The organism is Paraburkholderia acidisoli (assembly GCF_009789675.1).
Taxonomy (GTDB): domain Bacteria; phylum Pseudomonadota; class Gammaproteobacteria; order Burkholderiales; family Burkholderiaceae; genus Paraburkholderia; species Paraburkholderia acidisoli.
In genome coordinates, this window is record NZ_CP046914.1 from 1,648,439 (window position 1) to 1,668,530 (window position 20,092).

The 20,092-nt window shown below is 64.0% G+C and carries 24 protein-coding genes; 12 read left to right on the plus strand and 12 right to left on the minus strand.

Going from position 1 to position 20,092, the window contains the following annotated elements; translation table 11 throughout:
• Nucleotides 1-5 precede the first annotated feature (5 nt).
• The 6 genes from FAZ98_RS21405 (at nt 6) to FAZ98_RS21430 (ending at nt 7,167) form a co-directional block, all read left to right on the plus strand.
• On the plus strand, nt 6-917 hold the full coding sequence (locus FAZ98_RS21405) for a sugar ABC transporter substrate-binding protein (protein ID WP_158953553.1): 912 nt from the start codon (nt 6-8) through the stop codon (nt 915-917).
• A gap of 64 nt (nt 918-981) precedes the next feature.
• On the plus strand, nt 982-2,460 hold the full coding sequence (locus FAZ98_RS21410) for a sugar ABC transporter ATP-binding protein (protein WP_158953555.1): 1,479 nt from the start codon (nt 982-984) through the stop codon (nt 2,458-2,460).
• Nucleotides 2,461-2,491: 31 nt separating this feature from the next.
• Nucleotides 2,492-3,514, plus strand: a complete 1,023-nt coding sequence (locus FAZ98_RS21415; protein WP_158953557.1) for an ABC transporter permease — start codon at nt 2,492-2,494, stop codon at nt 3,512-3,514.
• Between the two features lie 63 nt (nt 3,515-3,577).
• Nucleotides 3,578-5,074 (plus strand): aldehyde dehydrogenase family protein, encoded by a 1,497-nt coding sequence (locus tag FAZ98_RS21420; RefSeq protein WP_158953559.1) that lies wholly within the window; start codon nt 3,578-3,580, stop codon nt 5,072-5,074.
• Entirely contained in the window at nt 5,071-5,865 is a 795-nt protein-coding gene (locus FAZ98_RS21425; protein WP_158953561.1) for a 3-ketoacyl-ACP reductase, read from the plus strand. The genes FAZ98_RS21420 and FAZ98_RS21425 overlap by 4 nt, the downstream gene beginning before the upstream one ends.
• 135 nt (nt 5,866-6,000) lie before the next feature.
• On the plus strand, nt 6,001-7,167 hold the full coding sequence (locus FAZ98_RS21430) for a dihydrodipicolinate synthase family protein (protein ID WP_158953563.1): 1,167 nt from the start codon (nt 6,001-6,003) through the stop codon (nt 7,165-7,167).
• 101 nt (nt 7,168-7,268) lie between these two features.
• Here the strand turns inward: FAZ98_RS21430 and FAZ98_RS21435 are convergent, their stop codons facing one another.
• From FAZ98_RS21435 to FAZ98_RS21445, 3 genes are all read right to left on the minus strand, one after another.
• The gene (locus FAZ98_RS21435) at nt 7,269-7,952 is read right to left on the minus strand and encodes a TetR family transcriptional regulator (RefSeq protein ID WP_158953565.1); all 684 of its coding nucleotides are present in this window, start codon (nt 7,950-7,952) and stop codon (nt 7,269-7,271) included.
• 51 nt (nt 7,953-8,003) lie between these two features.
• Nucleotides 8,004-8,402 (minus strand): MaoC family dehydratase, encoded by a 399-nt coding sequence (locus FAZ98_RS21440; RefSeq protein ID WP_233272758.1) that lies wholly within the window; start codon nt 8,400-8,402, stop codon nt 8,004-8,006.
• 137 nt (nt 8,403-8,539) lie between these two features.
• Nucleotides 8,540-10,099 (minus strand): acyl CoA:acetate/3-ketoacid CoA transferase, encoded by a 1,560-nt coding sequence (locus tag FAZ98_RS21445; protein WP_158953569.1) that lies wholly within the window; start codon nt 10,097-10,099, stop codon nt 8,540-8,542.
• 316 nt (nt 10,100-10,415) lie between these two features.
• Here FAZ98_RS21445 and FAZ98_RS21450 point away from each other — a divergent pair, with 316 nt between their 5' ends.
• Nucleotides 10,416-10,607: a hypothetical protein gene (locus FAZ98_RS21450; RefSeq protein ID WP_158953571.1), complete on the plus strand. Its 192-nt coding sequence runs from the start codon at nt 10,416-10,418 to the stop codon at nt 10,605-10,607.
• Complete coding sequence (locus FAZ98_RS21455; RefSeq protein WP_158953573.1) at nt 10,604-11,398, plus strand: hypothetical protein; 795 nt, start codon at nt 10,604-10,606, stop codon at nt 11,396-11,398. The genes FAZ98_RS21450 and FAZ98_RS21455 overlap by 4 nt, the downstream gene beginning before the upstream one ends.
• A 209-nt stretch (nt 11,399-11,607) precedes the next feature.
• Here FAZ98_RS21455 and FAZ98_RS21460 read toward each other — a convergent pair whose 3' ends face one another.
• On the minus strand, nt 11,608-11,748 hold the full coding sequence (locus tag FAZ98_RS21460) for a hypothetical protein (RefSeq protein ID WP_158953575.1): 141 nt from the start codon (nt 11,746-11,748) through the stop codon (nt 11,608-11,610).
• A 690-nt stretch (nt 11,749-12,438) separates the two neighbouring features.
• Here FAZ98_RS21460 and FAZ98_RS21465 point away from each other — a divergent pair.
• Complete coding sequence (locus FAZ98_RS21465; RefSeq protein WP_158953577.1) at nt 12,439-12,738, plus strand: hypothetical protein; 300 nt, start codon at nt 12,439-12,441, stop codon at nt 12,736-12,738.
• A 38-nt stretch (nt 12,739-12,776) separates the two neighbouring features.
• Here FAZ98_RS21465 and cyoE read toward each other — a convergent pair whose 3' ends face one another.
• From cyoE to FAZ98_RS21490, 5 genes are all read right to left on the minus strand, one after another.
• Entirely contained in the window at nt 12,777-13,670 is an 894-nt protein-coding gene (cyoE, locus tag FAZ98_RS21470; protein WP_158953579.1) for a heme o synthase, read from the minus strand.
• A 346-nt stretch (nt 13,671-14,016) separates the two neighbouring features.
• Entirely contained in the window at nt 14,017-14,403 is a 387-nt protein-coding gene (locus tag FAZ98_RS21475; protein WP_158953581.1) for a hypothetical protein, read from the minus strand.
• A gap of 155 nt (nt 14,404-14,558) precedes the next feature.
• A complete protein-coding gene (locus tag FAZ98_RS21480) occupies nt 14,559-15,293 on the minus strand; it encodes an HAD-IA family hydrolase (RefSeq protein ID WP_158953583.1) in 735 nt (244 codons plus the stop codon).
• Complete coding sequence (locus FAZ98_RS21485; RefSeq protein ID WP_199272360.1) at nt 15,284-15,757, minus strand: YbaK/prolyl-tRNA synthetase associated domain-containing protein; 474 nt, start codon at nt 15,755-15,757, stop codon at nt 15,284-15,286. Before FAZ98_RS21485 ends, FAZ98_RS21480 begins: the two co-directional genes overlap by 10 nt.
• A gap of 35 nt (nt 15,758-15,792) precedes the next feature.
• Entirely contained in the window at nt 15,793-16,764 is a 972-nt protein-coding gene (locus FAZ98_RS21490; protein ID WP_158953587.1) for an ornithine cyclodeaminase family protein, read from the minus strand.
• 140 nt (nt 16,765-16,904) lie between these two features.
• Here FAZ98_RS21490 and FAZ98_RS21495 point away from each other — a divergent pair, with 140 nt between their 5' ends.
• On the plus strand, nt 16,905-17,546 hold the full coding sequence (locus FAZ98_RS21495) for a helix-turn-helix transcriptional regulator (protein ID WP_158953589.1): 642 nt from the start codon (nt 16,905-16,907) through the stop codon (nt 17,544-17,546).
• 24 nt (nt 17,547-17,570) lie between these two features.
• Here FAZ98_RS21495 and FAZ98_RS21500 read toward each other — a convergent pair whose 3' ends face one another.
• Nucleotides 17,571-17,969 (minus strand): VOC family protein, encoded by a 399-nt coding sequence (locus FAZ98_RS21500; RefSeq protein ID WP_158953591.1) that lies wholly within the window; start codon nt 17,967-17,969, stop codon nt 17,571-17,573.
• Nucleotides 17,970-18,049: 80 nt separating this feature from the next.
• On the opposite strand from FAZ98_RS21500, the gene FAZ98_RS21505 reads away from it, so the two are divergent.
• On the plus strand, nt 18,050-18,754 hold the full coding sequence (locus FAZ98_RS21505) for a helix-turn-helix transcriptional regulator (RefSeq protein ID WP_158953594.1): 705 nt from the start codon (nt 18,050-18,052) through the stop codon (nt 18,752-18,754).
• A 19-nt stretch (nt 18,755-18,773) separates the two neighbouring features.
• Here FAZ98_RS21505 and FAZ98_RS21510 read toward each other — a convergent pair whose 3' ends face one another.
• A complete protein-coding gene (locus FAZ98_RS21510; protein ID WP_158953596.1) occupies nt 18,774-19,118 on the minus strand; it encodes a hypothetical protein in 345 nt (114 codons plus the stop codon).
• 116 nt (nt 19,119-19,234) lie between these two features.
• Between FAZ98_RS21510 and FAZ98_RS21515 the strand changes: the two genes are divergently transcribed.
• Nucleotides 19,235-19,831, plus strand: coding sequence for a GNAT family N-acetyltransferase (locus FAZ98_RS21515; protein ID WP_158953598.1), 597 nt, complete (start codon nt 19,235-19,237; stop codon nt 19,829-19,831).
• Between the two features lie 9 nt (nt 19,832-19,840).
• Here the strand turns inward: FAZ98_RS21515 and FAZ98_RS21520 are convergent, their stop codons facing one another.
• Nucleotides 19,841-20,077, minus strand: coding sequence for a hypothetical protein (locus tag FAZ98_RS21520; RefSeq protein WP_158953600.1), 237 nt, complete (start codon nt 20,075-20,077; stop codon nt 19,841-19,843).
• Nucleotides 20,078-20,092 lie beyond the last annotated feature (15 nt).

Below are 20,092 nucleotides of genomic sequence, written 5' to 3' on the forward strand. Positions count from 1 at the left end.
GAAACATGCAGACTCGCATCAAGAAGCAGCTGGCGCTCGCCGCTGCGGCCTTCGCCGTGTCCACGACCTACGCGCACGCCGCCGGTCCCAAGCTGTGCATCAGCACGTGGGACCTCACGAACTCGTACTGGGTCAATCTCGTGAACGGCGCGAAGGAACAGGCGGCGAAGAACGGCAGCGAACTCGTCGTCAGCAATCCTTCCAACGACACGGGCAAGCAGGTCGATTCGATCGAGAACTTCACCACCATCGGCTGCAAGGCGATCATCATCGCGGCGATCAACCCGCAGGCCACGAAGAGCGCGCTCACGGAAGCGCGCGCGAAAGGCGTGAAGATCATCGCGCAGTCGATCGAAACGCCGGTGGCCGACGTGTGGGCTTCCGCCGACGAGAAAGACATGGGCGAGACGATCGGCGCCGAAGCGGGCAAGTGGATCAAGGACAAGCTGAACGGCAACGCCGAAGTGCTGGTGCTCGACAACGACCGCATTCCGCAGATGATCACGCGCAAGCAGGGCATCGAGGACGGCATCAAGAAGTACGCGCCGAACGCGAAGATCGTGGCGGAGCAACCGGCGCCGGGCACCTCCGAAGCCATGCAGGTGACGGAGAACGTGTTGCAGGCGCATCCCAAGCTGCAGGTCGTCGTGTCGATCAACGACGCGAGCGCGCTGGGCGCACTGGCGGCGGTGGAGTCGGCGGATCGCAGTTCGCCGACCTTCTTTATCGGCGGGATCGACGCCACGCCGGAAGCGCGCACCAAGATCGCGGCGGGCTCGGCGTTGCGCGCGAGCGTGGACAACCGTCCGTTCGAGAATGGCAAGCAGGACGTGGATATCGCGCTCAAACTCATCAAGGGCGAGAAGCTGCCGTATCGCCAGGTCGTGGCCGTGAAAGCGTTCACGAAAGCCCAGTAATCGCACCGCCATGCAGATCGAGCGCACCATGCTTCCAGCCGGTTCTATGCACGAAGGAAACGAGATGAGAGAGACGCTGCTTGCGATGAAGGGCATCCGCAAGACCTATCCCGGCGTCGTGGCGCTCGATCAGGTCGATCTCACCGTGCTCAAGGGCGAAGTGCACGGGCTGATGGGCGAGAACGGCGCGGGCAAGTCCACGCTCATCAAGGTGCTCGCGGGCGCGATCCAGCCGGACTCCGGCGAGATCGCGTTCGAGGGCACGGTGTGCGCGCAGTTCGATCCGAAGACGGCGATCGATCTGGGTATCGGCGTGATCTATCAGGAGTTCAATCTGGTACCGGCGCTGAGCGTGGCCGAGAACATCTATCTCGGCCACGAGTTCGGCAACGGCGTGTTCGTCGATCGCGCGCAGGCGAGCCGGCGCGCGGCGGAACTGTTCGAGCGCCTCGGTCTCGACATCGATCCGGACAAGCCGGTGCGCGAACTCACGGTGGCGTATCAGCAGATGGTGGAGATCGCCAAGGCCGTGTCGCGCAAGGTCAAGCTGCTCGTTATGGACGAACCCACCGCGCCGCTCTCGAATCGCGAAGTCGAGCGCTTGTTCGAACTCATTGCGCGCCTGAAAGCGCAGAACATTTCGATTATCTATATCTCGCATCGGCTCGAAGAAATTTTCGAGCTGACCGAGAACGTCACGGTGATTCGCGATGGCCGCTTCATCAAGCGCGTAAACACTGCCGAAACGAGCCGCGCGGAACTCGTCGCGCTGATGGTCGGGCGTGAGTTGAGCGAAACGTACCCGCAAGGCGGTCATGCGGCCAGCGACGTGGCGCTCGAAGTGCGCAACCTGTGCGGCGAGCGCTTTCGCGACGTGTCGTTCGCGTTGCATCGCGGTGAAATTCTCGGCATTGCCGGGCTCGTGGGCGCGGGCCGCACGGAAATCGCGCGGGCGATTTTTGGTGCCGATCCGGTTACGGGCGGCGAGATACTGATCGACGGCAAGCCGGTGAAAATCGCCTCGCCGCAGGACGCGATCGATCACGGCATCGCGCTGATTCCCGAGGACCGCAAGGGGCAGGGTTTGCTGCTCAACATGACGGTTGCGGAGAACGCGACGCTCGCCCAACTGTCGCGGCTCGGCCGTATCGGCATGTTGAATTTGCGCGCGGAGCGCAGCGTGGTGAGCGGTTACGTCGACAAACTACGCATTCGCACGCCGCACATCGCGCAGAAGGTCAAGCTGCTCTCGGGCGGCAACCAGCAGAAGGTGGTGGTCGCCAAGTGGCTCATGATGCAGTCGCGCATCATCATCTTCGACGAACCCACGCGCGGCGTGGACGTGGGCGCGAAACACGAGATTTACCGCCTCATGCGCGAACTCACGGCGCAAGGTATTTCGATCATCATGATTTCGTCGGAAATGCCGGAACTGATCGGCGTATCCGACCGCATCATCGTATTGTGCCGGGGGCACGTTGCGGGCGAGCTGAAGTCGGGCGACTACACCCAGGACCGCATACTCGAACTGGCAGCGGGCTAGGCCCGGGATTCAGGCATCAGGAGACATCACAATGAACAACCTGCGTACTTTCGCGTCCCGATACGGCATGGCCTTCGTGCTGCTGGCGCTGATCATTCTGTTCGCGTCGCTGTCCGACGTGTTTCTCACCGGCGAAAATCTCACCAACATTTTGCGTCAGGTGTCGATGCTGGGCATTGCGTCCGTTGGCGCGACGCTCGTGATCCTCACCGGCGGTATCGACCTTTCGGTCGGTTCGGCGGTCGCGCTAACCGGCGTGGTGAGCGCCATCGCCATGACGCAGTTCGGCTGGGGCGCGCTGGCGGCGAGCCTGCTCGGCATTGCATGCGCGGGCGGCGTTGGCGTCGTGAACGGCGTGGCGGTCACGCGCTTTAGCATTCCGCCGCTGATCGCCACGCTCGCCACACTCACGGCCGTGCGCGGTCTCGCGTATATCCTCAGCGGCGGCTTGCCGATCTTCGGGTTCCCGCACAGCTTCGGCTTCATGGGGCGCGGCATGATCGGCGTGGTGCCGGTGCCCGTTATCGTGATGATCGTGGCGATGGTGCTCGGCTGGCTGATCCTGAACCGCACGCGTTACGGGCGTCATCTGTATGCGGTGGGCGGCAACGCGGAAGCGGCGCGTCTCGCCGGCATTCGCGTGTCGCGCAACCTGCTGATGACCTACATCGTTTCCGGGCTGTTCACGGGCGTGGCGGGTGTCATCATGCTGTCGCGGCTGAACTCGGCGCAGCCGAACACGGGCACCGGCTTCGAGATGGACGTGGTGACGGCGGTCGTGCTGGGTGGTATCAGCATCGCGGGCGGCGAGGGCCGCTTCATGGGCGTGGTGTTCGGCGTGTTCGTGATCGGCGTGCTGAGCAACGGCATGACGCTGCTGAACGTGCAGGATTACTACCAGTTGGTCATCAAGGGCGCGGTGCTGATGTTCGCCGTGGGCCTCGACCAGTATTACGTGCGCGCGAGCCAGACGGCTTCGCGGCGCAGTCAGGCGGCCGCCATTCTGCAACCGCGTGAAACGCCGGTGGCCGAAACCCGCAAGCAGCATTCGTAATTCGTGCCGCCGGCACCTGGCTGGGGCCGGTTTGAGGCGACTCATTCAAGCAAGGAGCAGCGTGTGAACACACTCGCGGACAGCATTTTCAGTACGCCCCGTTCGTTCGATCATTTCATCGACGGTCAATGGCACGCCGGACGTGGCGACACCATCGTGCGCAACAGTCCCGCGCACGGCGTGCCGGTTTCCACGGTGCGCGCCGGTACGGCGGAGGATGTCGATCGCGCCGTCGCGGCGGCGCGGCGGCGCTTCGAAAAAGGCGGCTGGGCGAACATCACCTCGGCGCAACGCGCGACCTATCTGCGCCGCGCGGCGGATTTGATCGGCGAACGCGTGGACGCGCTCGCGATGATCGAAACGCTCGAAAGCGGCAAGCCGCTCGCGCAGTCGAAGGGCGAAATCGAAGGCGCCGTGGCGCTGTGGCACTACGCGGCCGGTCAGGCGCAGGCGCTGCACGGCGAAACGCACAACACGTTCGGCGACGGCCTGCTCGGTCTGGTGCTGCGCGAACCGGTGGGCGTGGTCGGCCTCATCACGCCGTGGAATTTCCCGTTCTGGATTCTCGCGGAACGCCTGCCGTTCATTCTGGCGGCGGGCTGCACCGTGGTCGTGAAGCCGAGCGAATATACGTCGTCGACCACGCTGATGATGGCCGAAATCCTGCGCGATGCGGGTGTGCCGGACGGCGTGGTCAACGTCGTCACGGGATATGGCGATCCGGTCGGCCAGGCGATCGTCGAACATCGCGGCATCGACATGGTGTCGTTCACGGGTTCGACGCGCGTGGGCCGCTCGGCCGTGGTGGCGTCGGCGGGCAATCTGAAGAAGCTGAGCCTGGAACTGGGCGGCAAGAATCCCGTGATCGTGTGCGCCGACGCCGATCTCGACAAGGCCGCCGACGGCATCGTCTACGGCGTGTGTTTCAACGCGGGCCAATGCTGCGTGTCGGGCAGCCGTTTGATTGTTGCGAAAGACGTGATGCAGCCGCTCAGCGAGCGCATTGTCGCGCTGATGAAGCAGGTGCGCGTGGGCGACCCGCTCGACGAAGCCACGCAGGTTGGCCCGATCGTGAACGAGGCGCAGATGCAGCGCATTCTGCGTTTGATCGGCACCTGCCCGGACGAAGGCGGCCGCGTGCTGACCGGCGGCGAACGCGTGCCGCCGGAAAATGGCTATTTCGTCGCGCCCACGCTGCTCGGCGGCGTGCAGTCGAGCATGACCGTGGCGCGCGAGGAAATCTTCGGGCCGGTGTTGGCCATGATGCCGTTCGATACGCTGGAACAGGCCATCGATCTCGCGAACGACACGGACTACGGTTTGTCCGCCACGGTCTGGACGCAAAGCCTCGATCAGTCGATGCACGCCATGCGCAAGATGCGCGCGGGTCGCGTGTGGGTCAACACGACCATCACGGGCGGCCCGGAAATGCCTATCGGCGGCTACAAGGAATCGGGCCTCGGCCGCGAAACCGGCTTGCAGGGCGTGGCCGAATATACCGAAGTCAAGTCGGCGCTGATCGATCTGGGCGCGCGGCAAAAATGGGTGCGCACGGCATGACGACGCATACGGCAACCGCGCCAGGCGAGTCGCGCCCGGTCGCGCTGGTCACGGGCGCCGCGCGCGGTATCGGCGCGGCCATCGCGCTGCAGCTCGCGAAGCGCGGCTTCGACGTCGCGCTCGCCGACCTGCGTTTCGACGACGGCGACGCCTTGCGCGCCAGCATCGAAGCCACGGGCGCGCGAGCCGATCTGTTCGTCGGCGATATTGCCAGGCTGGACGAGCATGAAGCGCTGCTCGCGCAAGTGCTCGCGTGGGCGGCCAAGCCGCTCGACTGCCTCGTCAACAATGCGGGCGTCGCACCCGAACAGCGCGTCGATCTGCTGGAGATGAGCGCGGCGTCGTTCGATCGCGTGCTCGACATCAATCTGCGCGGCACGCTTTTCCTCACGCAGTGCGTGGCGCGGCATATGGCGGGCACGGCGAGCGAACACGCGCGCGCGATCGTCTCGGTGTCGTCGGTGAGCGCGGAAATGGCTTCGCCCGAACGCGCGGAGTATTGCGTGTCGAAGGCGGGCATCGCCATGCTCACGAAGCTCTTTGCGGTGCGGCTCGCGCCGCTCGGCATCGGCGTGTTCGAAGTGCGGCCCGGCATTATCGCCACGCCGATGACGCAGGCTGTCGCGGAGAAGTACACGAAGCGCATCGAGGAGGGGCTCGTGCCCGCGGCGCGTTGGGGCCAGCCGGAAGACGTCGCGCGTGCCGTTGCGGCGCTGGCTGACGGTTCGTTCGGCTTTGCGACCGGCAGTGTCGTGAATGTCGATGGCGCGCTTTCGGTGGCGCGTTTGTAAACGCGGCTGCAAACGCGGCAGTAAGCGCGACTAAATCACGAGGCGCGGCTTTCGGGCCGCGCCCGGCAAGCTTGAATAGCGGTGTATCGCAATCTCCCAGGCGGTTCCCGTCCGACAAGAAAAGGATTCCTAACTATGAAAATGCAGTTGCCTCAGGAGGACGGGTCGTTGCTGGCTTACCACGTCAAAGGCGAGCCGGTTGGACTGGCGGTGGCGGGGCGCGCGTTCAATCGCGAAGCCTATGCGGCCGCGCACGTGGTGGTCGACCCGATCGCGTCGGGCAATTCCGGTCGCACGCCCGTCGTGATCGACTGGGACGCGACGCTCGCGTTTCGCGAGTATCTGTGGTCGCACGGCTTCAAGGTTGCCGAGGCGATGGACACCGCGCAGCGCGGCATGGGTCTCGACTGGCCGGAGGCGCGCGAGCTGATTCAACGCAGCGTGCGGCATGCGAAGACGCGCGGCGGCGGCATCGCGTGCGGTGTGGGCACGGACCAGTTGAGCGCGGAGCGCGACTACACGCTGGCCGAGATCGAAGCGGCGTATCTCGAACAGCTCGACGTGGTAGAGGCCGAAGGGGGTGACGTCATTCTGATGGCGAGCCGCGCGCTCGCACGCGCCGCGCGAAACGCCGACGACTATCTGACGCTCTACGGGCGCTTGCTTGATCGTGCGTCGCGGCCCGTGATTCTGCATTGGCTCGGCGAAATGTTCGACCCGTCGCTGGCCGGCTATTGGGGCAGCGCGACGTTGTCGGCGGCGCTCGACACGGTTGTCACGCTTATCGCCGCGCACGCCGACAAGGTTGACGGCATCAAGGTCTCGCTGCTGGACCCGCAATGGGAAGTGGCGCTGCGGCGCCGCTTGCCGGCGTCGGTCAAGATGTACACCGGCGACGACTTCAACTATGCGGACATGATTGCCGGCGACGAGCACGGCCACTCGCACGCGCTGCTCGGCATTTTCGACCCGATCGCCTCGGTGGCGGCGGCCGCGCTCGAACGTCTCGCGGCCGGCGACGTATCGGCGTTCCGCTCGCTGCTGGACCCGACAGTCGAGTTGTCGCGCGAGATCTTCCGCTCGCCCACGCAGTACTACAAATCGGGCGTGGTGTTTCTCGCCTGGCTCAACGGTCATCAGGAGCATTTCTCGATGGTCGCGGGTGCGCAGTCCGCGCGCGGCGTCGCGCACTATGCAAAGGTGTTTCAGCTTGCCGATGCCTGCGGCGCATTGCGCGACCCGAATCTCGCTTGCGAACGCCTGGCCAGCTATTTGCGGGTCGCGTGCGGCATCTCGGTCTAAACAGAAAGGGCGTCGGACCGAAAGATCCGACGCCCTGAACGCTGGCCGCGAGTTCGCTGAGCGCTAGCCGCGAGTTCGCTGAGCGCTGGCCGCGTGTTCGATTAAGCGGGCGGATTGCGATTGGTCAGCGCGGCCGTGACCAGCTTCACCACGTGCTGGCGACGCTCCTTCAGGAACGCGGGCTTGGCCACGCGCGAGCTGAATACAGCGGAAAGCGTCGAGCGGTTCGAGAGCGCGAAATAGCACAGACCCGCGATGTCGATGTAGAGATGCAGCGGGTCGAACGGCTCGGCGAAGGTGCCGTCCTCCACGCCTCGCGCGCTCAGGTCGGCGAGCGTTTCGAGCAACGGCGACTGGATCGCACGAATCGTCTTCGAACTCGTGATATAAGCGCCGCCATTCAAATTCTCCTGGCTCAGCAAGCCCATGAATTCGGGCTTCTCGACGTAGTAATCGAACGTGAATTCGACGAGACGCCGCACGCCGTCGAGCGGCTTCATCTCGTTCATGTGCAACGCCACCTCGGAGAGCCGCACCTGTTCGTACGCGAACTCGAGCGTCGCCACGTAGAGCTGCTCCTTGTTCTCGTAGTAGTGGTAGAGCATGCGGTGCGACATCTGCGCCTCCGCGATGATGTCGGTCACGCGCGCGCCGCCCAGCCCGAAGCGCGAGAAGTGGCTCATGCCGGCAAGCAGCAGGCGCTTGCGGCTTTCCTCCGGATTGCGCTTGCGCGGCTCAGTGCCTTGTTCCTCGCTCGATCGGCTGACGGCAGGTCTATTTTTCATATGCTTTCCTGCGGGGCGTAGGTGAGGGACGATGCCTGACGCGCTGCGTGCTCAGGCGTTTTCGACCCACTTGAGAATATGGTTGGCCACGACGGCGACCGATCCGTCTTCGGTCGTGATCTCGATGTTGGCCACCGAGCGCCGTTTGACCGTATCGATCTCGCTGATCGTATAAGTGACGGTTACTGTATCACCGATACGCACCCCTTTCAGGAAGCGGATGCGATCGTAGCCCAGCGAGACCGGGACTTCCTTCGCCGAATTGCGGGTTTTCGCGCAGGCCATGGTCGAGCACGCGGACATGTACCCGACCAGCAACGCGCCGTGTGCGATGCGACCGCCGTAAGGCGTTTGCTTCATCGCCGCTTCGTCCACATGGTTCGGCGAAAGATCGCCCGTAATGCCTGCGAAAAGATAAACGTCCGACTCCGAAACCGTCTTGCGGAACACGAAGGTTTCACCGATCTCTACGTAAAAAGCTGTCATGGAAAAGGCTCGTCTTGAAGGGAGGGCAGATCGATTACATGCGAGTCAATACGCGTGAGTCAATACGCGTGAGTCAATGCGCGTGATTCAGTACGCGTGAGTCAGTACGCGTGAGTCAGTGCGTCGCTCGATGCGAACAGCGCGGCGTCCATCGGTTTGGGCGAACGCACGATCGGCGTGAAGGCCATGCGGTCGAGAATGTCGCGCTGGATATCGACACCGGGCGCGACTTCGATCAGTTCGATGCCTTCCGCCGTGAGACGGAACACCGCGCGTTCGGTCACGTACGTCACCTGCTGCCCGCGCCGGATCGCTTCGGCGCCGGAGAAGGTGATGCCCGACACGTGCTCGACGAGCTTCGGAATCTGGCCGTGCGAGGCGATGGTCAACTGGCCGTCCGCCGCGTGAACCTTGAGCCCCTTGGCCGCGAAACTGCCGCAAAACACGATGCTGCGCGCGCCCTGCGTGATGTCGATGAAGCCGCCGGGGCCGCTCATGCGCCCCGCGATATGCGAGACGTTGACGTTGCCGTGGCCGTCCATCTCCGCCATGCCGAGGAAGGTCTGATCGAGTCCGCCGCCGCTGTACAGATCAAATTGCGCCGCGGAGGAAACGATCGCCGAGGGATTGCGCGCGATGCCGAACAAGTCGCCCGTCATCAGCGAGCCGTTGTGCAAACCTTGTTCGACGGTGAACCAGTACTCGCCTTTGGCGCCGCGCTGCGCGATGAGCGCGGCGACGTCGGCCGACATGCCGAAGCCGAAGTTGAGTGTGGAGCCCGGCACGAGTTCCTGCGCGGCGCGCCCGGCGATGATGCGGCGCATGGCGTCGGAGAAGTCTGGCATGGGCGGATGTTCGTCGGACTGCACGAGGCCCGCGAGCGAGAGATCGTAGTCGCCGAAATAGGTTTGCATCTGCTCGGGGCACACCACGATGGCATCGACCAGGTTGCCGGGAATGGACACTTCGCGCGGACGAATCGTGCCGCGCGGCACGATCTCGCGCACCTGCGCGATCACCTTGCCGCCGCAGTTGTGCGCGGCGAGCGCGACGTTGTAGGCGTCGAGATCGGCGGGTTCCTCGATCGCGCTGATGTTGCCGTCTTCGTCGGCCACGGTGCCGCGCACGAGCCCGATGTCGACCTTGAACGGCTTGTAGCGCAGATATTCGCGGCCGTCGATGGTGGCGAGTTCGACGATTTCCTCGGTGGTGTTCGCATTGACGCGGCCGCCGCCCAGTCGCGGATCGACGAATGTGCCCAGCCCGACGTGCGTGAAGAGGCCGGGGCGGCCCGCGCCGATTTCGCGCACGAGATGAACGATCGCGCCGCTCGGCAGGCAATACGCCTCGATTTCGCCGTCGCGCGCCATGTCCAGCATCTTCGGCGACCACGTCCAGTGCCCGCCGATCACGCGTTTGACCATGCCTTCGTGCGCGAAGCGGTTGGTGCCTTTCGCCGATTTGTCGCCGATACCGAGCGCGTGAACCAGCGTGAGTTGCGCGGGATGGCCGGTTTTGAGAAACGCCGCCTCGAAGCCGGCGAGGAGTTCATCGGGTTCGAGCAGGCCACCGCCCGAGCCCGTGGTCACGACGGTGGCGCCGTCTCCCACGCTGGCCAGCCAGCCGGCAAGTTCGGACTGTGCCAGTACGGTTTTTTTCATTGCGTCTCCAAGGCGAAATCGTGGCGCACGCCCGAGTGTTCGAGGCGACCGGGTGCGGCCGTAAGTAAAAATTTTGTACACTTAGGGTAATGCGAAGCCGGCATTTCGTCAATTGGAGATGGCTTGGTGCCTGCATCGAACGGCTGCGGCGATTCGTGGTCTCGAACAGCGTGCGGGACGGTTCGACGCGCTGGAGGCATGAACGATGGCTGCCATTGCATCCGGTGCGTTCGCAGGCGTTAATTGGCCGCTGGCAGTCCGGAGTTGATTTCGTGAATTGCAGGACGATATGATTGCAATAACGAACGGAGGCCCCATGAAAGTCATACGCAGCAAGCGACTCGAAACCGTGCTGAAGGACCCCAAGGCCGCCGAGCAACTGCGTGCCTTTCTGGCTTCGGCCTCGCTCGCGCGGCCGAGCGATGTGGAAATCACAGTCCGGGACGCCAACGGTAACGCCGTGCGCTATCAGCCCAAACTCGTTCGCGTTGCGGGTTCGGACGCATGAACGTCGCCTTTCCGGCGCTATTCATCTTCCTCGTCGTTCTTCCCGGTTTTCTGTTCCGCCAGTTCTTTCAACGCAACGAAGTGCGTACCTTCGATCACGCGCCGTTCAGCGCGGTGGTGTTGAAGGCCGTGCTGTGTGCGTTCGTGTTCGACGCAGCCGGTGCCGTCGCGGCCCATGTGGCGGGGTACGAAATCGAATTGGGCGACATCGTTCGCCTGCTTGTCGGTGGCCCGGCGTCGCTCGACGATCTGAACGGCCGTCTCGCGTGGCTCAACGCCCATCCGCTCGCGGGGTCGGGATACTTCGTGTTCACGAACGGTCTCGCGCTCGTGGCGGCCTTCGTGTGGCGCGGCGCGGTGCAACGCTGGCAGCTCGATCGGTCGGGGCACCGGCTCGCGCGCCTGACACGCGGCGATGCGCCCTGGTACTACCTGTTCGCTGGGCTCGATCATCCAAAAGAGGACGCCATCGACGGGGCGATGATCGCGGCGGTGGTCGAGTTCCGCGAGGGAACGTTCCTGTTCACGGGCATACTCGACGACTACGAAGTGAATGCCGACGGGCAACTCGACCGGCTCATGCTGATTCAGGCGCAGCGCAGGCGGCTGGAAAGCGACCGCAAGTACGACGCGGCGAGCGATCAGTTCATCGACGACGCGACGCGCTTTTATCCCATCGCCGGCGACGTCTTCGTGCTGCGCTACGACGAGCTCAAGACGCTCAATGTCACCTACCTTTCTCTCGAGCCGCAAAGCCGTCCGGTTCCGCATGATGCGGCCGACGCGGCGTAGCGCATGCGAGCCGGGTTCGAACGCCAAGCGCCCGCGCGCCAGCGAGCGAAGGTCTGCCGTATGGGTTGATGCCGATTAAACGCCGCAGGCCGTGGCTAACCGCAGGTTTAGACAGGCTTGGGAATAAACGGGAAGGGACGAGGGCGTTGATTTGAACGGTGCCGTGAAGACGCGCTTCGCGGACCGGATTGATTCAGGCGGGCGCAACGTCAGCTGCTGAGTTCCGAACTGTTTCTCTCGGCCACCAGTTGCGCAATACGCAGTTCTCCGATCGCGCCGCTCCACGCCGTCACCCAGCGCGAGGCGCTGAGCTTTTCTTCCGGTTCGTCCGCGTCGATCAGGCGTCCCATGGCCTTGTGAAGCCGCGTGATGGCATAAGCCCTGCGTTGCGCATCGGTTTCTAACGAAGGATTCACAATATCGCCTTTCAGAATGCTATTTGAAATGATCTGATGAATCTAACGTATCACGCGGGCGAAGCGAACGAATAAGACGAATGGCCGCAGAACCTCCAGGCCCATTCTTGACAATTCTGTGACGTCATTGCCCGCGACGATTCTCAGTGGCCATTAGCACGCCGTCAACGGGAAAAATTAGCGCGGGAATTGCGCAGCATAGCGATCGATTTAGCGCTCGATCACCTTTTAGCCGTCTCCCGCCACGTGATTGGCCGCCGCACAAAAAGAGGCCGCACGAACGTGCGGCCTTGCCAATACAACCCTCTGGGGGCTTTTCCCGAGGGCGTATTGCGAATCTAGCGCGCCAACAGCGACTGTGCGTTCAGCGTGCACGCGAATGCGGTGGCAAAGCAACATGCGTGATGCGACCGACATGGCACAAGCGGCAACCCGCTCCGGAAAAACCCGAGTTTCTTATGCAAATGGAATGAATCGGCCCATTCCCCACACAACAAATTTCGAATTTTTATTCGGGTTTCCTCGCTGACACGATTTAGTCAGTTGAGAAATTTTTTCCGATCGTATAACGTCGAGTCAGCGGCTGAGGGCAGGGTCGCAAAGATAGAACCTGAGAGACACACAATGAGTACCGAGAATGCACTCCGTGCCCGCAGAGGCAACGGTGCGACTGCGCTCGTCGGGAGCGGCGCGGAGGTTTACGTCGAAATTCGCTTTGGCGACGGTATTAGCAGGCTAAGCGATTTCGACGGTATAACCGCCAACGGGGATATCCACGTCATCGTTATCGACTCGACCCTCGATGTCGCTGAACAATTGCGCAGCCCCATAGCAGATGTTTGCCCCGGCGACGCGCTTATCGTTTATGTCGACACCGCGAGGTCGTATCGCGCCGTAATCGAGGTGCTGGATCTTTACGCTTAATCGCGTATTGAAAGCTTGCTTGCGATTTCAATGCGTTTTTATATCGCCACTCTATGGTCGATCAGCAAAGCTGCGAACAATAGCGTGAGATAAAGAATCGAGTATTTGAACATCGAGCGGGCCAAAGCATCCGAATACCCGCGATACAGGCGAATGGCGTAGGCGAGAAAAACCGCGCCAAGCAGGAGCGCGCTCGCGAGATACAGCAGTCCGCTCATTCCCGTGAGCCACGGCATGACGGTCACCGCGCACAGCAGAACGGAATACAGCAGGATCTGCAGCTGCGTGTAGGCCACGCCGTGGGTGATCGGCAGCATGGGCAGGCCCGCGCTGCGGTAGTCCTCGCGGCGATACAGCGCGAGCGCCCAGAAGTGCGGTGGCGTCCACACGAACACGATCAGCACGAGCAACCAGGCGTCGGGCGGCAAGCTGTTGGTCACGGCAGCCCAGCCGAGCGCGGGCGGCATCGCGCCCGAAAGTCCGCCGATCACGATGTTCTGCGGCGTGGCGGGCTTCAGGATGGCCGTGTAGATCAGCGCATAGCCCACGAAGGTCGCGAGCGTCAGCCACATCGTGAACACATTCGTGCACGTGGCGAGCAGCACGGCGCCGGCCGCGCCGAGCGCGAGCGAGAACACGGCAATTTCCTTCGGCGCGATCGCGCCTTGCGCAGAGGCGCGGTGGCGCGTGCGTTTCATGCGCGCGTCGATCTTCAGTTCGAGCAGGCAATTGAACGCGAACGCGGCGCCCGCGAGCAGCCAGATGCCCGCGGTTCCTCCCACCAGCACGCGCCATGGCACCGAACCGCGCGTGGACAGAAACATGCCGATCACCGCGGAAAATACGGCGAGATTGGCGATGCGGGGCTTGGTGAGCGCGAGAAACTGGGCGAACCGGCTTTGACCGGGCTGGGAAAGAGTGTGTGTCTGCATGGTTGCCGTCCGACTGCTGCGCGCCTGGCGCCCGAGGAGATCGTGGCGGCCTCGAAGCGGGGCACGTCACCGGCGACGGCCTCTCGAGCGCGACTGAGCGCCCAATATTAAGACAGCCTGTCAGCGGATGGCGTCAATGACAGTGGCGCTTGATAACGATCAAGCAGATGGCGGGAAATGGGCGCATTGCGTTGCGCCTGTTTGTCGCAGATCCGGCTTTTTCTTGATTTTTTTCTCGCCGAGAAACATCGATGAATGACAGTTGCGTGACAGCGCAAGCGTCTAAGTCCAGCCTCAATCAGCTAAATGACATGTTCAATGCGTCGCTCGAAGCAGCGCTTCCGGTTTAAATCACCCGGCCGCCGAGTGCTTCTTCCACGATGCGCCGGCCCACGCTGTAGCCGCGCATCAACGCATCGACTTCGGTCGTGAACCAACGGTCGCCAAGGTCGGTCAGGCGCATGTCCGGAAAGCAGGCCGTGACGCTGTCCGACTTGAAGATCGACACCATTGCGACATAACCGCTGTCGTTCATGTGCAGTTTGCGCAGTATCGGCATCGAAATGGATTCCGTGCTGACGCGAATGGCGTATCCCATGTAATCGTAATCGCGTTCCATATCTCTTTGCTCCCCGTAAAGCCCATGCTTGCTACGAATGAATGCGCCTCTCTGGTTGGGCGGTGAAGTCACGTCGAGAGGATTTTTCCAGCGCGTTGATAACGTGTTCGGCACAGCGATTCGCGGTGATGTGCACGCGTATCGCTACTCTATTTCCACGTTAACGAGCGCTCGCTGGAAAAATTGAGAGCAAGGAACGTGCCCTCTTTAAACCGGATTGATGCCCCGTTATGGGGCATTCGATTCCGCTGCCATTGCAGAAGGCCTTATCACGCCAAAGAAGGCGGCGCGCCGAGCATCCGGCACAGCGTACGAAGTTCGTTGAGGGTGACATACGGGCGCGTTGCAGCAGGGCTGGAGGCATCGACCAACGCGTGCGCGGACGTCACGTTTTCGCGCACGAGCCACGCGGCCTGAAGTCCCGCGTCCAACGCGCCCAGGACGTCGAGCCGGAAATCGTCCCCAACATGAAGCATGGTTTCGGGCGCAACCCCGGCTTCGCGCGCGGCGCGATGAAATATCTCCTCATGCGGCTTTGCAATTCCGACTACTGCCGCGCTCAAGGTCGCGCGGAAAAACTCGCTGCCGCCCGTGAGCCGCAAGTCCGCGTTGCCGTTCGTCACGGCGACCAGCGGAAAGCGGGCACTGAGCCACGCCAGCGCGGGCATGACGTCTTCGAAAAATTCCACCTGCTGGCGCGCGGCGAAAAACACGTCGTAGGCGTGTGCGGCGAGCAACGGGTCTTCTTTCGCCAGGCTCAGCGCGAGGTCGATCGAGCCGAGGCGCAATGCACGGAAGTCGCCAGCAAGGTCGGGTCGCGAACGCTCGTACTCGTTGCGCAGTTCGGCGAGCGCCATGCGGGACGGCAACACGCTCGCCGTGCCGGGCGCGTGCTCGAGCAGCCACGCATGCAGCGCGTCTTCGGCACGTTTGACGGTCACGCCGAACGACCACAAGGTGTCGTCGAGGTCGAAGGAGAGCGCCGCTACGTGGTTCAGGCGCATAGCGGTTCGAGCAGCGGTTGGGCGATGCGCACGTAGTCGGCGGAAGCGAGCACGATCGATTTGTCGAGGCGCCCGGCGTTGAAAGCGATCTCGTCGAAGCGGGCGATCAAACCGGGATCGACGATCAGTGCGATGGCGGGCGAGAACACGAAGGGCGGGATCGCGCCGATCACGCAGCCGGTTTCGCGCATGGCTTCCTCGGGCGAAGCCAGCGTGGCTTTCTTGATCTGCGCCGCGGCCGCGACCTTTTTGAAGTCGAGCTTCTGGTCGCCCGGCAGTATGCAGAGAATCAGCCGCGCGTCGTCCTTGCTCTTGCACAGCATGGCTTTTGCGCCTTGCCCGGGCTCGGTGCCGCGAATCGCGGCCACCTGATCCGAGCGCCCTTCGGCGGGATGATCGATGACGCGATACGTCGCGCCTTCCTTGTCCAGCAGCGCGACCAGCGCTTCGTACACGTTCGGCATTGCGTGAGGAGGGGAGAGAGTGAATCGGGCTTACGCTACCACGGCCAGGCCACGCGCGTGCCCGCGCCGGTGTCGAGCGCATGGCGGTACAGGAAGCGCGCCACGGTCAAGTCTTGCAACGCGAGCCCCGTCATGTCGAACACGGTGATGTCGCTGGCGGCGCGCGCGACGGGCGTCGTGCCGCCCAGCACGTCGCCGATCTCCGTGCACGGCAGGCCCGGCGCCCACTGGCATTCGCCAATGCTGCGCGCCTGCTGCGTGTCGTCGACGTAAATGCGCGCGCGCTGCAGCACGCCTTCGGGGAGTTCGCGCTTGCCCGCGGTATCCGCGCCTACGCAGGTGAGATGCGTGCCGGGCCGCACGGCGCTGGCGTCGAACAGCGGGCCGCCGCCGGGCGTGGCCGTAATGACGACGTCGCTGCTCGCCACGGCTTCATTGCGGTCATGGGCCAGGCGGATCGCGCAGATATCGCGGAATGCCGCTTCGAACTCGGGCACCGCCTGGCCGCGCGTGCTCACGTATTGCACGGTGCAACGCCGCGGCAGGATGCGCAGCGCGTAGGTCAACTGGACCCTGGCCTGCACGCCGGTGCCGAACACGCAGATTCTGGTGCTTTCCGGCCGCGCGAGTTGTTGCAGGCCGATGCCGCCCGCCGCGCCGGTGCGCGCCGTGGTGATCGCGTTGCCGTCGAGCAGGCATAGTGGCCGGCCCGTGTGCGGATCGAACAGGGCGACGGTGGCCTGATGCGGCTCGCCGCCGAGTTGACGATTACCGGGCCAGAAACCCGCCGCCTTGAAACCGAGCAGATCCTGGCTCGCGACATCGCCGGACTTGATGCCGAACACGCCGCCCGTGGCGAGCTTTTCGCGCACGACGGGAAAGACGCGGCCCGCGCGCTGGCTATGCAGGACGAAGGCTTCGCGCACGGCCGCGAGCACCTGTTCGGCCTGGAGTGCGGGCTCGACGGCGTCGCGGTCGAGCAACAGGAGTTGGGCGTGGCTGGGCATGGCGAAGAGCGCGATCACACGGTATCGACGAATTATATAATAATAGACAAATCGTACAATATTGGTGATTGCGCGTTTGTGCCGGGCGCGCAGTACTGCGCCGCCCGCTCCCTGCGCGCCAGTGAGATCCATCGTCCAGCATGCGAAAACCCCGATCCGCCAAATTCACGCACGAGCAGCAAGTCATGCTCGATCAGGTCAAGCAGATTGCCGCGGGACTCGGCGAGACGCTCGCGCCCTTTACGGAAGTGGTCGTGCACGATCTCCGCTCGCCCAGGCATGCGATCCTCGCGATCCACAACAATCTCTCGGGGCGCGAAGTGGGCGATCCGGCCACGGAACTGGGCCTCGCGCGCCTTGCCGACGACGACTATCCGCAGGTCATCGCGAACTACGCGAATCGGTTCGCCGACGGGCGCCGCGCGAAAAGCACCTCGATCGGCATCAAGGATGCGGACGGCCACTACTTCGCCGCGCTGTGTCTGAACGTGGATGTCACGCTGTTTCGCAGCCTCTCCACGTTGCTCGAACAGTTTTCGCTGCCGAAGAACGCCGCGCTGAAGGAGACGCTCGATCCTTCGAGCGCCGACGCGATTCGCGAACGTATCGACCGTTACGCGGCGAGCCTCGCGACCACACCGCAGGCGCTGCGCGCGGAGCAGCGCAGGGCGTTGCTGCAGACGTTGCGCGACGAGGGCTACCTCGCGTTGCGCAAGTCGATGGAAACCGTGGCGCAGCATCTGGGCGTGTCGCGCGCCACCGTGTACAACGCCGTGAAATGAGCGGCGCTGTACGCCGTGATGCGCTCAGGCCTTTGCGAAACGCTGCACGGCTTCGGGCGTGACTGGCGTGAAGAAGTTGACGAGATTGCCGTCGGGGTCGCGCACCAGCAGCGAACGGTTGCCCCACGGCTGCGTGGTGGGCGCTTGCACGATGTCCTTGCCGCGCGCCTTGAGCGTTTGAAACAGCGCGTCGACGTCGTCGACGATGAATTCCAGGATTACCGCGCGATTGCTGCCGGGCGTGGCCGCGCCGCCAAAAAACCGGTCCATCGTGGTTTTGGTGCCGACCGCGAGCGTGCACGCGGGCGACTTCAGTTCGGCGAATTCGCCGGTGAACCAGTTGGCCTGCAGGCCGATGTCTTCGTAAAATCGCACGAGCGGGGCGATGTCGTTGGTGATGATGCGGGTCGAAACGAAGTTCACGTTGACTCCTTGCGTCAGAGGTTGATGCCGCCATGCTACAAAAGCCCTGCTGACACCGTGCTGTCAGCATCGAAACCGCCATGCGCCGATCCGACCGACTGTTCCAGATCATTCAAATCCTGCGGCGCTCCACGCGCCCGCTCACGGCCCAGCGTCTCGCGCAGGAGCTGGAGGTCTCGGTGCGCACGGTGTATCGCGACATCGCCGACCTGATGGGCCAGCGCGTGCCCATCCGCGGGGAGGCGGGCACGGGCTACGTGCTCGAGCGCCACTACGACATGCCGCCATTGATGCTCACCGCCGACGAACTCGAGGCGGCGGTGCTCGGCGCGCAATGGGTCGCGCAACGCGGCGATCCCGTGCTCGCGCGCGCCGCGCAGGATCTGATCGCGAAGATCGCGGCCTCGGTGCCGGAGCGCTTGCGGCCGTTCATCGCCGAACCGGCCAGCGGCCCGATGACGCCGCTCGCGAACTCGGTGGATACGCTCGACGTCGCGCGGCTGCGCGAGTGGATTCGCGCGGGCCGCAAGCTGCGCATCCGTTATCGCGACGAACGCGGGCGCATCAGCGAACGCACGGTGTGGCCGCTGCTGATCGGTTACGCCGACGCCTTGCGCGTGGTCGCGGCATGGTGCGAATGGCGTCAGGCATTTCGGCACTTCCGCACCGACCGTGTCGTTGCCGTCGACTACCTGGACGAACGGCACGGCGAACGCCGGTCCGTGCTGGTGGCGCGCTGGAAGCGCCATATGAAGGCCACGCGCGGCGTCGAGCTGGCGGAGTGAGCGCCAGCGCCGCTCGCGATCAGGGCGAACGCGGCTGCGGCGCGTTGATCGTGGCGGCGGGCACCGTCGACATCAACCTGGGCAACGTGAAGCCGAAATCTTCCGGCGCGATGTCGAGGCGCACGCGAATGGACTCGCCGCGCTCGTGCGTGCCCGTCACGTAGACGCCGGGCGGCGAACGCGGCAGCAAGGCCAGATGCGAACGCGTGTCCCGCAGCGTTCGGCCTTCGAGGGCGAGGTCGAGCCATTGGCGCGGCGCGCGAAATGGCAGCACGGTCGCGCTCGAACGGCGCGGGACAGGCGGTGGGGCGGGCGGCGTGAGCGCAACGGAGAGCGCGTGGGCGTGGGTCTTCGGAGCGGGCACGCGGGGCGTGCGTGATGTCGGTGGCAAGCAGCTTGGCGGGCGGCGCGTAAAACGCCCGTAAAGATTGCGCCGCGACGTATCATGGGCGTCTTGCGCTCCCCAGGCTCACGCACGCCATGTCCTCCGAATCGCCAACTTTCAGTACGCCCACTTTGAGCGGCGCGAACGTCGAACTGCGTCCGCTGCGCGCGACCCATGCGCCCGACCTGCTCGCGGCCGCCGCCGACGGCGAGCTATGGAATCTGAAAGTTACCGTGGTCCCCGGCCCGCAAACCGTCGACAGTTACATCGCGCGCGCGCTCGAAGGCGAACGCGCGGGCACCGTGATGCCGTTTGTCATCGTCGACACAACACAGGATCGCGTCGTGGGCAGCACGCGCTTCTGGAAGGTCGATTACGCGAACCGCAAGCTCGAGATCGGCAGCACGTGGCTCGCGGCGTCGGCGCAGCGTTCGCCTGTCAACACCGAAGCGAAATTCCTGATGCTCACGTACGCGTTCGACACGCTGCGCTGCGTGCGCGTGCAGTTCACCACCGACGTGCTGAACGACAAGTCGCGCGCGGCCATCCTGCGCCTTGGCGCGCAACAGGAAGGCGTCGTGCGGCACGAACGCATCATGCCCGACGGGCGCAAGCGCGACTCGGTGCGCTTCAGCATCATCGACGACGAATGGCCGGACGTGCGCGCCAGGCTCGCGGCGCGGCTCGCGTGAGTCGCCCGATCACGAGCGCCAGCGCGGCGGTTCGCCTTTGAGCCAGCACACGCCGATCAACCCGGCGCTCAGCAGCGCGACGAGCGCGATGAACGCCCAGCGGTGCCGGTCCGGCCTGACCAGCACGCCCACCGCGACGAGCGCCGCGACATAGACCGCGAGCACGAGCCAGCCTTGCCAGTGCGTGGGCAGACCCCAGCCCCAGCCGTAACGTTTAGCGGGAAACCAGTAGTCGGGATCGTTCATGTCGATGTGGTGGCG

Bases quoted from the DNA above. Each gene is read 5' to 3' on its own strand.
- FAZ98_RS21405 (WP_158953553.1), top strand. From the start codon at position 6: ATGCAGACTCGCATCAAGAAGCAGCTGGCGCTCGCCGCTGCGGCCTTC.
- FAZ98_RS21410 (WP_158953555.1), top strand. From the start codon at position 982: ATGAGAGAGACGCTGCTTGCGATGAAGGGCATCCGCAAGACCTATCCC.
- FAZ98_RS21415 (WP_158953557.1), top strand. From the start codon at position 2,492: ATGAACAACCTGCGTACTTTCGCGTCCCGATACGGCATGGCCTTCGTG.
- FAZ98_RS21425 (WP_158953561.1), top strand. From the start codon at position 5,071: ATGACGACGCATACGGCAACCGCGCCAGGCGAGTCGCGCCCGGTCGCG.
- FAZ98_RS21430 (WP_158953563.1), top strand. From the start codon at position 6,001: ATGAAAATGCAGTTGCCTCAGGAGGACGGGTCGTTGCTGGCTTACCAC.
- FAZ98_RS21435 (WP_158953565.1), bottom strand. From the start codon at position 7,952: ATGAAAAATAGACCTGCCGTCAGCCGATCGAGCGAGGAACAAGGCACT.
- FAZ98_RS21445 (WP_158953569.1), bottom strand. From the start codon at position 10,099: ATGAAAAAAACCGTACTGGCACAGTCCGAACTTGCCGGCTGGCTGGCC.
- FAZ98_RS21450 (WP_158953571.1), top strand. From the start codon at position 10,416: ATGAAAGTCATACGCAGCAAGCGACTCGAAACCGTGCTGAAGGACCCC.
- FAZ98_RS21455 (WP_158953573.1), top strand. From the start codon at position 10,604: ATGAACGTCGCCTTTCCGGCGCTATTCATCTTCCTCGTCGTTCTTCCC.
- FAZ98_RS21460 (WP_158953575.1), bottom strand. From the start codon at position 11,748: ATGGGACGCCTGATCGACGCGGACGAACCGGAAGAAAAGCTCAGCGCC.
- FAZ98_RS21465 (WP_158953577.1), top strand. From the start codon at position 12,439: ATGAGTACCGAGAATGCACTCCGTGCCCGCAGAGGCAACGGTGCGACT.
- cyoE (WP_158953579.1), bottom strand. From the start codon at position 13,670: ATGCAGACACACACTCTTTCCCAGCCCGGTCAAAGCCGGTTCGCCCAG.
- FAZ98_RS21480 (WP_158953583.1), bottom strand. From the start codon at position 15,293: ATGCGCCTGAACCACGTAGCGGCGCTCTCCTTCGACCTCGACGACACC.
- FAZ98_RS21485 (WP_199272360.1), bottom strand. From the start codon at position 15,757: ATGCCGAACGTGTACGAAGCGCTGGTCGCGCTGCTGGACAAGGAAGGC.
- FAZ98_RS21490 (WP_158953587.1), bottom strand. From the start codon at position 16,764: ATGCCCAGCCACGCCCAACTCCTGTTGCTCGACCGCGACGCCGTCGAG.
- FAZ98_RS21495 (WP_158953589.1), top strand. From the start codon at position 16,905: ATGCGAAAACCCCGATCCGCCAAATTCACGCACGAGCAGCAAGTCATG.
- FAZ98_RS21505 (WP_158953594.1), top strand. From the start codon at position 18,050: ATGCGCCGATCCGACCGACTGTTCCAGATCATTCAAATCCTGCGGCGC.
- FAZ98_RS21515 (WP_158953598.1), top strand. From the start codon at position 19,235: ATGTCCTCCGAATCGCCAACTTTCAGTACGCCCACTTTGAGCGGCGCG.
- FAZ98_RS21520 (WP_158953600.1), bottom strand. From the start codon at position 20,077: ATGAACGATCCCGACTACTGGTTTCCCGCTAAACGTTACGGCTGGGGC.